This is a genomic window from Streptomyces bacillaris, from assembly GCF_003268675.1.
Classification (GTDB): domain Bacteria; phylum Actinomycetota; class Actinomycetes; order Streptomycetales; family Streptomycetaceae; genus Streptomyces; species Streptomyces bacillaris.
Genome location: NZ_CP029378.1, coordinates 4807218 through 4821076, shown reverse-complemented (window position 1 = coordinate 4821076; position 13859 = coordinate 4807218). Strand labels below are relative to the sequence as shown.

Below are 13859 nucleotides of genomic sequence, written 5' to 3'. Positions count from 1 at the left end.
GTGGCGGGGTATCGGGGCCCTGTGGCACGGCAGCGGGTGCTGGTGCCACGCCCCGACGAGCGGGTGCGGACCGCGCTGTCCGACCCTCCCAGGATAGGTGTCGTCGCCTCCGGCGTGTCCGCTGCCCTGGTGGGGTGCGGGCGGATGCCGTCGGCCATGGGTGCCCTACCCCGTGGGAGGCGTGGGGTACCGCGGGTGACGGGTTGGACCGGCCTCTCGTGTTGTGGGCCCCGTCACTGCCATACTTACCAAGCCGTAGGTTACGGAACCGTAGCCACGGCCGTCCGGAACTGCTTCCTCACCCTCCGAGGTATCCCTCTATGCCGTCCTCTCCCGATGTCCTCGACGAGACGGGCCCGTCCCCTTCCTCCGCCGCCGCCCCCGCCGGTGCCCCGGCCCTTCCCCCCGCCACGCTGGGCGGGGACCAGAAGCGGTCGATCGAGCAGTTCGCGCTGCTGGCGTTCATCGTGGTGCCGTTCATCGCCCTGCTGGCGGCGGTGCCGCTGGCGTGGGGGTGGGGGGTGAGCTGGCTCGACATCGGGCTGCTGGTGGCGATGTACTTCATCGGCTGCCACGGGATCACGATCGGTTTCCACCGGTACTTCACGCACGGTTCGTTCAAGGCGAAGCGTCCGCTGCGGATCGCGCTGGCCGTGATGGGTTCGCTGGCGGTGGAGGGGCCCCTGGTGCGGTGGGTGGCCGATCACCGCAAGCACCACCGGTTCTCGGACGCGGAGGGCGACCCGCATTCGCCGTGGCGGTTCGGGGAGAGCCTGCCGGCCCTGATGAAGGGGCTGTGGTGGGCGCACATCGCGTGGATGTTCGACGAGGAGCAGACGCCGCAGCAGAAGTACGCCCCCGATCTGATCAAGGACCCGGCGATCCGGGGGATCTCGCGCCACTTCCTGACGTTCACGATCGTGTCGCTGGCGATCCCGCCGCTGGTGGGCGGCCTGGTGACGATGTCGTGGTGGGGTGCGGCGACGGCGTTCTTCTGGGGGTCGCTGGTACGGGTGGCGCTGCTGCACCACGTGACGTGGTCGATCAACTCGATCTGCCACGCGGTGGGCAAGCGCCCCTTCAAGTCCCGTGACCGTTCGGGGAACGTGTGGTGGCTGGCGGTGCTCTCGTGCGGCGAGTCGTGGCACAACCTGCACCACGCGGACCCGACGAGCGCCCGGCACGGGGTGATGCGGGGGCAGATCGACTCCAGCGCCCGGCTGATCCGCTGGTTCGAGAAGCTGGGGTGGGCGTACGACGTGCGCTGGCCCGACGCGGACCGGATCGCCTCCCGGCGCACGCCCGTACCGGCCGACCCGGCATGATTGACGACGTGGCGACCGACTCCAGCAGCGAGAAGAGCAGACCCCCGTCCTCCCGGCGGGCCCGGCGGGTCCGGATGACCGGCAAGGAGCGCCGGGAGCAGCTGCTGGACATCGGGCGGGCCCTCTTCGCCGACAAGGGGTTCGAGGGCACGTCGGTGGAGGAGATCGCCTCCCGCGCCGGGGTCTCCAAGCCGGTGGTGTACGAGCACTTCGGCGGCAAGGAGGGCCTGTACGCGGTGGTGGTCGACCGCGAGATGCGCCAGTTGCTGGACATGGTGACGGGCGCGCTCACGGCGGGCCATCCGCGCGAGCTGCTGGAGCAGGCGGCGTTCGCGCTGCTGGACTACATCGAGTCGTACACGGACGGTTTCCGGATCCTGGTCCGGGACTCCCCGGTGGCCCAGTCGACGGGCACGTTCGCCTCCCTGATCAGTGATATCGCCACGCAGGTGGAGGACATCCTCGGCCTGGAGTTCAAGGCCCGCGGCTTCGACCCGAAGCTCGCCCCGCTGTACGCGCAGGCGCTGGTGGGGATGGTGGCGCTGACCGGCCAGTGGTGGCTGGACGTCCGCAAGCCGAAGAAGGCGGAGGTCGCCGCCCACCTGGTGAACCTGTGCTGGCACGGGCTGGAGAACCTGGAGGCGAAGCCGCGGCTGATAGGGCACCGGAAGAGCTGAGGAGCGGGCGCCGGGCTCGCCCCGCAGGCGGTGCCCGGGCTCACCCCGCCTGAGGCTCCGGTTCCAGGAACTCCAGGCGGTTCCCGGCCGGGTCGTGGGCGTAGAAGCGGCGGTGGCCGGGGAGGTGTGCGTCCCATTCGGTGGGGACGCCGTGGGCCTCCAGGCGGGCGGCGTACTCCACGATGCCGGTGACGCGCAGGCCCGGGTGGGCCTTCTTCGCGGGGCGGAAGTCCTCCTCGATGCCCAGGTGGAGCTGGACGGGGCCCGCGGCGAACCAGCAGCCGCCGCGGGCGGCGAGCACCGGGGGTTTCGGGATCTCGGTCATGCCCAGGGCGTCCCCGTAGAAGGCGCGCAGGGCGTCCTCGGAGCCGGGCGGGGCGGCGAGCTGGACGTGGTCGACGGCGGCGAGGCCGCAGGTGGGGGCGGTCATCGGTGCTCCTCAGGGGATCGGGGTCACGGCTTGCGGGCTACCGCGAAGATGCGGCGGAACGGGAAGACCGTGCCGTACGGGCCCGGTGGGTAGGCCGCGCGCAGCAGGTCGCGGTAGTCGGTGAGGAAGGCGTCGCGGGCCTCGGGGTCGTCGGCCAGGGCGGTGAGGACGGGACGGAGGGCGGTGCCCTTGACCCAGTCCAGGACCGCGTCCTCGCCGTGCAGGGTCTGGAGGTAGGTGGTCTCCCAGACGTCCGCCGTGCAGCCGAGGTCGCGGAGGCGGGTGAGGTAGTCGGCCGGGTCCAGGACGGCGGCGGTGCGGTCGCCCGTGGAGCGGAGGCGGGGGCGCCAGCGGTCGGATGCGCGGAGGCGGGCCAGGAGCGTGTGGCTGGGGGCGGTGAAGTTGCCGGGGACCTGGAAGGCGAAGGTGCCGCCGGGGGCGAGGGCGTCGATCCAGCGGGGGAAGTGGTCGGCGTGGCCGGGGATCCACTGGAGCGCGGAGGTGGAGACGATCATGCCGTACGTCTCGGTGGGCTCCCAGGTCGCCGCGTCGGCCTCGACGAAGTCGAGCAGGGGCGGGCGGGCGTGGGCGGCGGCCTCGGCGAGCATCTGCGGGGAGCTGTCGTAGCCGGTGATACGGGCCTGCGGCCAGCGGTCGGCGAGGAGCGCGGTGACGTTTCCGGCGCCGCAGCCGAGGTCCGCGATCCGGGGTGCGGGGTGGCCGGGGAGGTCCCCGATCCGGGCCAGCAGGTCCTGGAAGGGGCGGGTGCGGTGGTCCGCGTGGCGCAGATACTGCCGCGGATCCCAGGTGGGTTCGGGAGGGGGCGTCATGGAGAACAGGGTCCCGCGCCCAATATCTTGATGTCAAGACACTTGAATTCAAGAGACTTCATGTCGACAGACCCTCTACACTGATCGACATGGAGGACGAGGTCGACCGACTGGTCGCTGCATGGCGCCGCGAGCGCCCCGACCTCGACGTGGAACCACTCGAGGTGCTCAGCCGCGTCTCCCGCCTGGCACGCCACCTCGACCGGGCCCGCCGCATAGCGTTCGCGGAGCACCACCTGGAGCCGTGGGAGTTCGACGTCCTCACCTCGCTGCGCCGGGCCGGCCCCCCGTACCAGCTCTCCCCCGGCCAGCTGCTCACCCAGACCCTGGTCACCTCGGGCACCATGACCAACCGGATCGACCGGCTGACCAAGAAGAACCTGGTCGAGCGGCTGCCCGACCCGAACGACCGGCGCGGGGTGCTCGTCCGGCTGACCGCCGAGGGGCGTGACAAGGCCGACCAGTCGCTGGCCGGGCTGCTCGACCAGGAGCGGGCCATCCTCGGCGAGCTGTCCCGCCACCAGCGCGGCGAACTGGCCGATCTGCTACGCCAGTTGACTGCCCCGTTCGACAACATCCCCGGCTAGCCGGGCCGGCGCCACCGGCTCCGCCGGGCCGACCCCCGCCCGCCGGGCCAGCGCCACGGCGGCCAGCGTCGAGTGCACCCCGAGCTTGCCCAGCACGTTCTGCATGTGCGTACGGACCGTGTGCGGGGAGAGGAACAGCCGCTCGGCCACTGCCTTCCGCCCCAGACCCGCCACCATGCAGCGCAGCACCTCGCGCTCGCGCGGGGTCAGGGACTCCACCAGCTGCTGGCTCTCGGTGCGGTGCTTACGGGTCGCCGTCAGCTCCCGCAGCACCCCGGTCAGCAGGGCGGGCGGCAGATGCGTCTCGTCGCGCAGCACCCCCCGGACCACCGTGAGCAGCCGCTGCAGCGAGCAGTCCTTGGCCACCCACCCCGAGGCCCCCGCCTGGAGCGCGCGGGCGGCGCACCGGGGGTCGTCCTTCTCCGCGAGCACCACCGAGCGGACCCCCGGCCGGGCGGCGCGGACCTGGGCGACCAGCGCGATCCCGTCGACCGCCCCGGGCTCCTCCTGCCGGGGCGGCGGGAGGGCCGGAGCCCCGCCACCGGGGGCGAGGGCGCCCAGCTCGGCGTCGACCAGGATCACGTCGTACGGGCGCACCTCGGCGGCGGCCCGCTCCAGGGCGCGCAGGGCGGCCGGGCCGCTGCCCGCCGCCGCCACCTCCACATCCGGTTCGGCCGCGAGGGCCGCCGCGAGCGATTCGGCGAAGATGCGGTGGTCGTCGACCACCAGAACCCGGATTCGAGCCACAGAGAGACCCCCATCGGCGGGGCGGACAGCCGCGGGTACGGCGCCCGGAACCTTGGCGACGGCCCCCTGGCCGTCCCTGCCGGTGGACCCGGGTGCGCCGACCGCCGTCGTCCGCACCGCCTGCCACCCCGTCCCGGGCGCCGTACCCGACTCTCTCGCCCCCTGATTCGGCACCGGCCCCCACCGGTGCTGGGATCAGCGTACGGGCGGGGGCCTCGGGCGGAGGGGAATTCGCGGAACTGATGGCCCGGGGTGGCTCCCCGCGTGTTTAGGGTGGGGTGCATGTTCCGTCTTGAGACAGAAGTGGACAAAGAACGTCACCGGCTGCTGAGCAAGCGGCTCCAGGAGGACAACGTCGCGGCCTCGGCCGGGCTGCGGGCCCTGCTCTCCACCCCCGCCGAGCACGAAGTCCCGCTGGAGGTGTGGGCGTTGGACCGGGACGGCGCGCTCGCGGGCGGGCTGACCGGGCGGACCTGGGCGTACTGGCTCCATGTCGACCTGCTCTGGGTGGACGCCCGCCACCGTGGGTCCGGCCTCGGTTCGCGGCTGCTGGCCGAGGCCGAGCGGGTGGCCCGCACCGAACGGGCCTGCACCCGCTCCCGGTTGGAGACCTGGGACTTCCAGGCCCCGGAGTTCTACCGGAAGCAGGGGTACGAGGAGATCGGCCGGGTGGAGGACTATCCGCCGGGCGTCACGGAGTTCATCCTCACCAAGCGGCTGGCCTGAACTCCCCACACAGGAAGTGAAGTTCAGCTGAGGCGGCGGGCTCCGGCGGACGGGACGGCGGCGAAGACGCCCGGCGCCGCGTGGCCCGCCGCGGCGAACGCCTTGGTGACGGCCCCGGCCACCGCGTCGGCCTCCGCCGCCTCCGCCAGCACGATCGCGGAGCCGCCGAAGCCGCCCCCGGTCATGCGCGCGCCGAGCGCCCCGGCCTCCTGGGCCGCCGCGACCGCGAGGTCCAACTCGGGGCAGGAGACCCGCAGATCGTCCCGGAGCGAGCGGTGGCCCTCGTTCAGGACCGGGCCCGCCGCCCGCACCTCGCCCGCGTCGAGCAGGGCGATGACCTGCTCCACCCGCTGGTTGTCGGTGACGACATGGCGTACGTAACGGACGACGGACTCGTCCGCCCCGGCACCGGCGAGCGTGGCGAGGGCCGTGGGGAGGTCTCCGTACGGGAGGTCCCGCAGGGCGGGGATGTCCAGCAGCCGGGCGCCCTCCTCGCAGCCCGCCCGGCGCTCCGCGTACGCCCCGTCCCCGAGCGCGTGCTTGACCCGGGTGTCGACGACCAGGAGCGTGAGGCCCTGGGCGGCCAGGTCGAAGGGGACCTGGCGCAGGGTGAGGTCGCGGGTGTCCAGGTGGAGGGCGTGGCCCTCGGTGCAGCAGGCCGACGCCATCTGGTCCATGATCCCGCAGGGCACGCCGACGAAGTCGTTCTCGGCGCGGCGGCCGACGACGGCCAGTTCGGGTCCGCTCAGGCCGAGGTGGAACAGGTCGTTGAGCGCGAGCGCGGTGACGGTCTCCAGGGCGGCGGAGGAGGAGAGCCCGGCGCCGGTGGGGACGGTGGAGGCCAGGGCGATGTCCGCGCCGGTCACCGGGTGGCCGGCCGCGCGCAGCGCCCAGACCACGCCCGCCGGGTAGGCGGCCCAGCCGTGGCCGGAGTGGGGGGCCAGTTCGTCGACGCGGAGCGAGACGACGCCGCCGGGCACGTCGGTGGAGTACAGCCGCAGCACGCCGTCCGTGCGCGGGGCGACGGCGGCGCGGGCGGCGTGCGGGAGGGCGAGCGGCATGACGAAGCCGTCGTTGAAGTCGGTGTACTCACCGATGAGGTTCACCCGCCCCGGTGCCGCCCACACCCCGTGGGGCTCGGCCCCGTACAGCGTGGTGAAGGTGGCGGACGGCTCGGTCCCCTGCCCGTACTCGTTCGACGGACCGGCGGTTGCGGTCATGCGGTGGTGGTCTCCTGTCGGCGGGCGAACTCCCAGGCGTCGGCGACGATTCCGGCCAGGTCGGCGCGGGAGGGCTGCCAGTCCAGGCGTTCGATGGCGGTGGCGGCGGAGGCGACGAGGACGGCGGGGTCGCCGCCGCGGCGCGGGGCCGGGGTCTCGGGGATCGGGTGGCCGGTGACCTTGCGGACGGTCTCGATGACCTCCCGCACGGAGAAGCCGTTGCCGTTGCCGAGGTTGCAGATCAGGTGCTCGCCGGGGGCGGCGGCGTCCAGGGCGAGGAGGTGGGCCTCGGCGAGGTCCGCGACGTGGATGTAGTCGCGGACGCAGGTGCCGTCGGGGGTGGGGTAGTCGTCACCGAAGACGGAGATCGACTCGCGCTTGCCGAGGGCGACCTGGAGGACGAGCGGGATGAGGTGGGACTCGGGGGTGTGGCGCTCGCCACAGCTGCCGTACGCCCCGGCGACGTTGAAGTAGCGCAGCGAGACGGCGGCCAGGCCGTGGGCGGTGGCCTCGCCGCTGATCATGTGGTCGACGGCGAGCTTGGAGGCGCCGTAGGGGCTGGTGGGAGCGGTGGGGTCGGTCTCGGTGATGGGGCTGGAGACCGGCTCGCCGTAGGTGGCGGCGGTGGAGGAGAAGACGAGCGTGCGCACCCCGTGCTCGCGCATGGCGGCGAGGAGGGCGGTGGTGCCGCCGACGTTGTTGACCCAGTACTTCTCGGGGTCCACGACGGACTCTCCGACCTGTGAGAAGGCGGCGAAGTGCAGGACGCCGTCGAAGGAGGGGTCGAGGTGGCGGGCGGCGTCCTGGATGCGGCCCTCGATGAAGGTGGCACCTGCCGGGACGCCCTCGCGGAAACCGGTGGAGAGGTCGTCCAGGACGGTCACCGCGTGCCCGGCCTCCAGCAGGTGCTGGGCGACCACGCTGCCGACGTAGCCGGCGCCGCCGGTGACCAGGTACTTCTTCTTCGGGTTGCTCACGTGCTCGCTACCTCTCGCAGACGTTGGGCAGCGGCCTCCGGAGGCACGTCGTTGATGAACACGCCCATGCCCGATTCGGAGCCCGCCAGGAACTTCAGTCTGCCGGATGTACGGCGGATGGTGAAAAGCTCCAGATGCAGCGCGAACTCCTCCCGGCCCGCGATCCCGAACGGCGCCTGGTGCCAGGCGGAGATGTACGGGGTCGGCGGCTCACCGGGGCCGAAGATCCGGTCGAAGCGGCGCAGCAGCTCCAGGTAGACCCGGGGGAACTCGGCCCGCGCGGCCTCGTCCAGCGCGATCAGGTCGGGGACGCGACGGCGGGGGTGGAGGTGGACCTCGTAGGGCCAGTGCGCGGCGTACGGGACATGGGCGATCCAGTCGTCGGTGGCGAGGACGATCCGGCTGCCGTCCTTCTCCTCGCGGGCGACCACGTCGTCGAAGAGGTTGCCGCCGTGCTCCGCGCGGTGGCGGGCGGCGGAGCGGAGCATCAGCTCGGTGCGCGGGGTGACGAAGGGGTAGCCGTAGATCTGGCCGTGGGGGTGGCCGAGGGTGACGCCGATCTCGGCGCCGCGGTTCTCGAAGCAGAAGACCTGGGTGACCTGGTCGAGGGCGCCCAGGGCGGCGGTGCGGTCGGTCCAGGCGGCGAGGACGAGCGCCGCTTGCTCCTCGGTGAGGTCGGCGAAGGACGCCTCGTGGTCGGAGGTGAAGCAGACGACCTCGCAACGGCCGGAGTCCCCGGCGAGGGAGGGGAAGCGGTTCTCGAAGACGGCGACGTCGTAGTGGTTGTCGGGGATCTCGCTGAGGCGGCCGTCCCGGGTGGGGCAGAGCGGGCAGGCGTCGGCGGGCGGATGGTAGGTGCGGCCCTGGCGGTGCGAGGCGATGGCGACCGCGTCCCCGAGCAGCGGGTCGTGGCGGATCTCCGAGGAGGTGGAGACGGCGTCGAGCGGGCGCCGGTCGACCGCGTTCCGGACGGTGCTGTCGACGGAGTCGTAGTAGATCAGCTCACGGCCGTCGGCCAGGCGCGTAACCGTCTTCTTCACCAGGATCCTCCACCCGTTCCCCCAGTCAACATAAGCGCACATAACAAATCACGAGCGAACACTCTCGTCAATGGCCACGCGCGGCACGAGGGCGCCCGGCACCCACCAGACGCGGCATACTCGGGCATTCCCCCGCGTTCGATCACGATCAAACAAAGAACCTCAACGAAACTGTTCATTTAACGAACGCAGAGGCGTAGGTTCCGTCGGGTTCAGTTCGCGCAACGAAGCGAGTACCCCCCATGCAGACACTGGCCGAAGGGCTCCGTCTCCCCACGAACGGGCTCGACTACGCCATCCTGGCGATCTACTTCGTCGTCGTTCTCGGCATCGGGTTCATGGCCCGTGCGAGTGTGAGGACGAGCCTCGACTTCTTCCTCTCCGGACGGTCGCTGCCCGCCTGGGTGACCGGTCTCGCCTTCGTCGCGGCGAATCTCGGCGCCACCGAGATCCTCGGCATGGCGGCGACCGGCGCGCAGTACGGCGTCGCGGTGGTCCACTGGTACTGGATCGGCGCCATCCCGGCCATGGTCTTCCTCGGCCTGGTGATGATGCCGTTCTACTACCGGTCCAAGGTCCGTTCCGTACCGGAGTTCCTGCTCCAGCGGTTCGACAGGTCCGCCCACCTGCTGAGCTCCATACTCTTCGCCTTCGCGGCGATCCTCATCGCGGGCGTCAACCTCTACGCCCTGTCGATCGTCGTGGAGGCGCTCCTCGGCTGGCCGCAGTGGGTCGCGATCGTCGTCGCGGGCCTGTTCGTGCTGGTCTACATCACCATCGGCGGCCTCTCCTCGGCGATCTACAACGAGGTGCTCCAGTTCTTCGTCATCCTCGCCGCGCTGATCCCGATCACCGTGCTCGGCCTCAAGCGGGTCGGCGGCTGGGGCGCCATGAGCGAGTCGCTGACCAAGCAGCACGGCGGCGACTTCATGACCGCCTGGGGCGGCACCGGCATCGGTGACGCCAACCCGCTGGGCGCCAACTGGCTGACGATCATCCTCGGCCTCGGCTTCGTGCTCTCCTTCGGCTACTGGACGACGAACTTCGCCGAGGTGCAGCGCGCCCTCTCCGCCAAGAACCTCTCCGCCGCCAAGCGCACCCCGCTGATCGCCGCCTTCCCGAAGATCTTCATCGTCTTCGCGGTGATGATCCCCGGCCTGGTCGCCGCCGTGATCGTCCCGCAGATCGGCACCCCGGACTCCGACCTCACGTACAACGACGCGATCCCGCTGCTCATGCAGGAGCTGCTGCCCAACGGCGTACTCGGCATCGCCGTGACCGGTCTGCTCGCCGCGTTCATGGCGGGGATGGCGGCCAACGTCTCCTCGTTCAACACGGTGTTCACGACGGACATCTGGCAGCGGTACGTGGTGAAGGACCGTCCGGACACGTACTACCTGAAGTTCGGGCGGCTGATCACGGCGATCGGCGTACTGGCCTCGATCGGCACGGCGTTCATCGCCGCCAGCTTCTCGAACATCATGAGCTATCTGCAGACGCTGTTCTCGTTCTTCAACGTGCCGATGTTCGTTGTCTTCATACTGGGGATGTTCTGGAAGAGGGCTTCCGTGAAGTCCGGTGTCTGGGGTCTGGTGGCCGGTACCGCCGCCGCGATGGTCAACTACTTCTGGATCTACAAGGGCGGGGTCATCGACATCCCGTCCGACCAGGGCGCCAACTTCGTCTCCGCGATCGTCGGCTTCGTCGCGGGGGCCGTCGTCATGGTGGTCGTCACGCTCTTCACCGCCCCGAAGCCCGAGGCCGAGCTGGCCGGTCTGGTGTACGGGACCGAGTCCCCGAGCCCCGACGAGGCGCTGGAGGAGGCGGACCGGGCCTGGTACCGCAAGCCCGCGCTGCTCGGCTGGGGCGCGATCGTGCTCGCCGCCCTGTGCTACGTCCCGTACTCGTTCTGATACGCGTTCCGATCGGAGGAACCCACCATGTCCGACCTGCAGAAGGAAGTCTCCGAGCTGGAGCGCAGGTCCGCCACCGCGGCCCGGCTCTTCGACATCCGGCGGATCATCGGCGGCCTGTTCGTCGTCTACGGCGTGATCGTCACGCTCGCCGGGATCAGCCCGTCCGACGCCGACCTGGCGAAGGCCGAGGGCGTCCACATCAACCTCTGGACCGGGCTGGCGATGCTGGCGCTCGGCCTGTTCTTCCTGGCCTGGATGAAGCTGCGCCCGGCTCAGGCACCGGCCGCGCCCGCCCCGGAGGCGGAGGGGCCTGAAGAGGGCCCGGGTTCAGGGGCGTAGCCGTTGTGGGCGGTGCCCTTGTCGCCCGCCGCCCGGTCCAGCAGGCCGGTGCGGGCGGCGAGGGCGGCCGCCTCCAGCCGGGAGCCGACGCCCAGCTTCATCAGGACCCGCTGGACGTGCGTACGGGCGGTGCTCGGCGCGATCCGCATCCCGGCGGCGATCACCCGGGTGTCCTCGCCCTCGGCCACCCGGACCAGGACCTCCGCCTCGCGCGGGGTCAGCATCCGCAGCAGCCGGCGGCCCTCGTCGTCGGGCTGGACCGCCGGGTTGAGCAGCTCCGCGAAGGCACCGCGCAGGAGCTGCGGGGCGATGGCGCTCTCCCCCGCCCGCGCCTTCAGCATCGCCCGCTCCACGCCCTCGATGCGCTCGTCGTGCCGGACGTACCCCGCCGCCCCGGCCGCGAAGGCCGCCGCTATCCCGCGCGGGCTCGGCACCGGGCCCAGCACCACCACCGCCACCTGGGGGCGCTCCTGGACGATGCGCACGATCGGGTCGAAGACCCCGGGGGCGGCGGGCGATGCCGTACCGAAGAGGCAGACCTCCGGGGCCCTGCTGACCACCAGCTCCGCCGACCCGGCCGTCGGGGCGGCCGCCGCGAGCACCCGGTGCCCGCGCAGTTTCAGCGCCGAGGCGAGTGCCTCGGCGAGCAGGCGGTGATCGTCGACCACCATGAGCCGCACGCTCATCGAGAAAGGCCCCCACTCCAAGTGCCCCTGTTCGCCCTGGATTCCGGCCCCCGGGCTCTTGACCCGGCAAGCTACACGCTTGTTCGACGATGTGTGCCCCGTACGGGGGAGAAGGCTCCCGGTATGCCGAATTCTGCGCCGTTCAGGCCCACTTGAGCAGGGGAAACGGCAGAAAACGATCAGCCCTGCCGGACGGTGACCGTCCGGCAGGGCTGATCGGAAGGGGCCAGGTGTGTCACCCGGCAGGGTGCGTCACTCGGTGCGGAAGGCCAGCGAGAGGTAGAGCTTCTCGTCCGCCTGGCTGTCGCGGCGCTCGCTGATGAGCTGCTTCGCCAGGTAGAACCGGCCCTCGCCGTAGAGGACTTCGGAGTGGTCGATGGAGAAGCTGGTCTCCGCCCGCCGGACCGTCTCGTCGGCCGGGTTCTCCATCAGCAGCGTCTGCTTGAAGGTCTCGCCGTCGATGGAGACGATCTGGCCGCCCTTGTCGTACGGGGGCCGCTTGTACGCGATGACGCTGGTGCCGTCCATCCGCAGCGGGGTCAGCGAGTAGCGGTCGCCCGCGTCCGCCCGGCCGCCCAGCAGCTTGCCGGTGGCCAGGTCGAAGGCGACGATCTCGTTGGTCTTGCCGTACTCGCCGGTTCCGTCGTGGTCCTCGGTCGGCAGGTAGAGCCGGTTGTTGCCGACGGCCAGCCCCTGGCAGCTCTCGACGTCGGTGGTGCGGCAGCGTGCCGCGTACTTCTCCGCGTCGGCGGAGATCCGCACGATCAGCTTGCCGGTGGCCGCGTCGACCGAGAAGAAGTCGGAGATGCCGCTGCCGTCGCCCGCGGTGTCACCGACGTTGGCCGCGACGACCAGCGGCTTGGTGGAGACGACCGAGGCGTAGTCGACGCCCGCGGGCATGTCGAACGAGGAGAGCGGTGCGCCGGTCGCCGGGTTCAGCATCTGGACGGAGAGCTGCGGGCTGTCGTACGAGCCGCACTTGCGCACCACGGCGAGGGCCTCGCCACCGGCGTAGCCGGTGTCGTAGCAGCGGTTGCCGTCGACCTTCGGCTTCCACAGCTCGGCGCCGTCCTCCAGCTTGAAGGCCGCGCCGCCCGAGGTGCCGCCCGCGGCGACGGTGGTCCCGCTGATGGTGACCTCGTCGAACTGGACGGGTCGGTCGCCGCCGGTGGCGGAGGTGACGGACTTGCTCCACAGCAGCTTGCCCGCCGCCAGGTCGACCACGCCGACCTGGTTGCACGCCGGGTACTTCTTCTCCGCGGTCGGCTTGCCCTCCTTGAAGAGGATCGCCGTCCGGTGGTCCTTGGTCAGGTGGCGGGAGGCGCCGCAGACCTCGCCGGCCACCGGCACGGACCAGAGCTTGGTGCCCTTGTCCCGGTCGTAGGCGACGACCTCGGAGGCGCCGGACTTCACGTACGCCTTGTCGGTGAGCCAGGAGCCCTTGACCGAGGTGACCTGGGTGACCTCCGGCTGGAGGACCTGGAAGGCGACCTTGGCGTTGGTGTTGCCGGGCGCCTTCTCGGTGCCGCCGGGCAGACCGCCTTCGCCGCCCTTGCCCTCGTTGTCCTTGCCCTCGCCCGTGGCGCCGGACGAGGTGGACGCCTGGTTGCCCTTGTCTCCGTCGTCCTTGGTGACGCTGTAGACGACGGCCGCGCCGATGATCAGCACCACGGCGACGGCCGCGGCGACGATGATCTGCATCTGGGTGGAGAACTTCTTGCCGCCGTTGCCGTCGCCGCCCGGGCCGGGCTGCGGGGCGCCGTACATCGGCTGGGTGGGGTAGCCGTAGCCGGGCTGGCCGCCCGGGTACCCCGGCTGGCCCGGCTGGGCCGGGTAGCCGGGCTGACCGGGCTGCCCCGGGTATCCGCCCGGCTGGCCGGGGGCGCCCTGCGGGTAGCCGTACCCGGGCTGGGCGGCCTGCGGGTAGCCGTAGCCGTTGGGCTGCGGGGCCGGCGGGGTGGGGTAGCCGGGCTGCGGGGTGCCGTAGCCGCCGGCGGGCGGGGTGGGCGGGGAGCCGTAGCCGCCGGCCGGCGGGGTGGGCGGGGCCGCGGGCGGCGGCTGCTTGGTGAAGGGGTCCGCGGGCGGCGGGGTCGGCTCACCGAACCCACCGGGCGGCGGGTCCTGCGGAGCCCCGAACCCGCCGGAGGGCGGGGCGGCGGGAGCACCGGCCGGGGGGCCCGCCGGAGGCTGGGCCGGGGACCGGTCCGAGGACCCGCCCTGGGACTGGTCCGAGGACTGCCCCGGGGACTGGCCCTGGGGCTCGTCGGAGTTGGGGGGCTCGTTGGGGGGCTGCGGCGGCTGGGTCATCGCGTACGTACCTCAGGAGACGGGAGTTGTGTGGGGGTTGCGGACGGAGTCG

Annotated in this window: 14 protein-coding genes; 6 read left to right on the top strand and 8 right to left on the bottom strand. The window is 71.8% G+C overall.

Going from position 1 to position 13859, the window contains the following annotated elements:
- The first annotated feature begins 320 nt into the window (after positions 1–320).
- Positions 321–1325 carry an acyl-CoA desaturase gene (locus DJ476_RS20960; RefSeq protein ID WP_103421075.1) on the top strand — a complete coding sequence of 335 codons (1005 nt, stop codon included), beginning with the start codon at positions 321–323 and terminating at the stop codon, positions 1323–1325.
- Entirely contained in the window at positions 1322–2002 is a 681-nt protein-coding gene (locus tag DJ476_RS20955; protein ID WP_019763438.1) for a TetR/AcrR family transcriptional regulator, read from the top strand. The genes DJ476_RS20960 and DJ476_RS20955 overlap by 4 nt, the downstream gene beginning before the upstream one ends.
- 40 nt (positions 2003–2042) lie before the next feature.
- Here DJ476_RS20955 and DJ476_RS20950 read toward each other — a convergent pair whose 3' ends face one another.
- Positions 2043–2432 (bottom strand): VOC family protein, encoded by a 390-nt coding sequence (locus DJ476_RS20950; protein ID WP_070199234.1) that lies wholly within the window; start codon positions 2430–2432, stop codon positions 2043–2045.
- Between the two features lie 23 nt (positions 2433–2455).
- Positions 2456–3262, bottom strand: a complete 807-nt coding sequence (locus DJ476_RS20945; protein WP_112491288.1) for a trans-aconitate 2-methyltransferase — start codon at positions 3260–3262, stop codon at positions 2456–2458.
- A gap of 89 nt (positions 3263–3351) precedes the next feature.
- Between DJ476_RS20945 and DJ476_RS20940 the strand changes: the two genes are divergently transcribed.
- Positions 3352–3849, top strand: a complete 498-nt coding sequence (locus DJ476_RS20940) for a MarR family winged helix-turn-helix transcriptional regulator (protein ID WP_103421077.1) — start codon at positions 3352–3354, stop codon at positions 3847–3849.
- Here DJ476_RS20940 and DJ476_RS20935 read toward each other — a convergent pair.
- A complete protein-coding gene (locus DJ476_RS20935; RefSeq protein ID WP_162638762.1) occupies positions 3808–4596 on the bottom strand; it encodes a LuxR C-terminal-related transcriptional regulator in 789 nt (262 codons plus the stop codon). The two genes, DJ476_RS20940 and DJ476_RS20935, sit on opposite strands and share 42 nt — an antisense overlap.
- Positions 4597–4878: 282 nt before the next feature.
- Between DJ476_RS20935 and DJ476_RS20930 the strand changes: the two genes are divergently transcribed.
- Complete coding sequence (locus tag DJ476_RS20930; protein WP_103421079.1) at positions 4879–5322, top strand: GNAT family N-acetyltransferase; 444 nt, start codon at positions 4879–4881, stop codon at positions 5320–5322.
- Between the two features lie 23 nt (positions 5323–5345).
- On the opposite strand, the gene galK is transcribed toward DJ476_RS20930, so the two are convergent.
- Genes galK through galT form a run of 3 tightly spaced genes read right to left on the bottom strand, consistent with a single transcriptional unit; the run spans position 5346 to position 8559 of the window.
- Positions 5346–6542 (bottom strand): galactokinase, encoded by a 1197-nt coding sequence (galK, locus tag DJ476_RS20925; RefSeq protein WP_112491286.1) that lies wholly within the window; start codon positions 6540–6542, stop codon positions 5346–5348.
- Positions 6539–7519 carry a UDP-glucose 4-epimerase GalE gene (gene galE, locus DJ476_RS20920; RefSeq protein WP_112491285.1) on the bottom strand — a complete coding sequence of 327 codons (981 nt, stop codon included), beginning with the start codon at positions 7517–7519 and terminating at the stop codon, positions 6539–6541. The genes galK and galE overlap by 4 nt, the downstream gene beginning before the upstream one ends.
- On the bottom strand, positions 7516–8559 hold the full coding sequence (gene galT / locus DJ476_RS20915) for a galactose-1-phosphate uridylyltransferase (RefSeq protein WP_112491284.1): 1044 nt from the start codon (positions 8557–8559) through the stop codon (positions 7516–7518). The genes galE and galT overlap by 4 nt, the downstream gene beginning before the upstream one ends.
- A 242-nt stretch (positions 8560–8801) precedes the next feature.
- On the opposite strand from galT, the gene DJ476_RS20910 reads away from it, so the two are divergent.
- Together DJ476_RS20910 and DJ476_RS20905 are read left to right on the top strand one after the other, a co-directional pair.
- Positions 8802–10472 (top strand): sodium:solute symporter family protein, encoded by a 1671-nt coding sequence (locus DJ476_RS20910; protein WP_103421082.1) that lies wholly within the window; start codon positions 8802–8804, stop codon positions 10470–10472.
- Between the two features lie 27 nt (positions 10473–10499).
- Positions 10500–10814, top strand: coding sequence for a hypothetical protein (locus tag DJ476_RS20905; protein ID WP_053560898.1), 315 nt, complete (start codon positions 10500–10502; stop codon positions 10812–10814).
- Here DJ476_RS20905 and DJ476_RS20900 read toward each other — a convergent pair.
- Both DJ476_RS20900 and DJ476_RS20895 read right to left on the bottom strand, forming a co-directional pair.
- Positions 10748–11500, bottom strand: coding sequence for a response regulator transcription factor (locus DJ476_RS20900; RefSeq protein ID WP_103421083.1), 753 nt, complete (start codon positions 11498–11500; stop codon positions 10748–10750). The two genes, DJ476_RS20905 and DJ476_RS20900, sit on opposite strands and share 67 nt — an antisense overlap.
- A 252-nt stretch (positions 11501–11752) precedes the next feature.
- Positions 11753–13807, bottom strand: coding sequence for an outer membrane protein assembly factor BamB family protein (locus DJ476_RS20895; RefSeq protein ID WP_112491283.1), 2055 nt, complete (start codon positions 13805–13807; stop codon positions 11753–11755).
- Positions 13808–13859 lie beyond the last annotated feature (52 nt).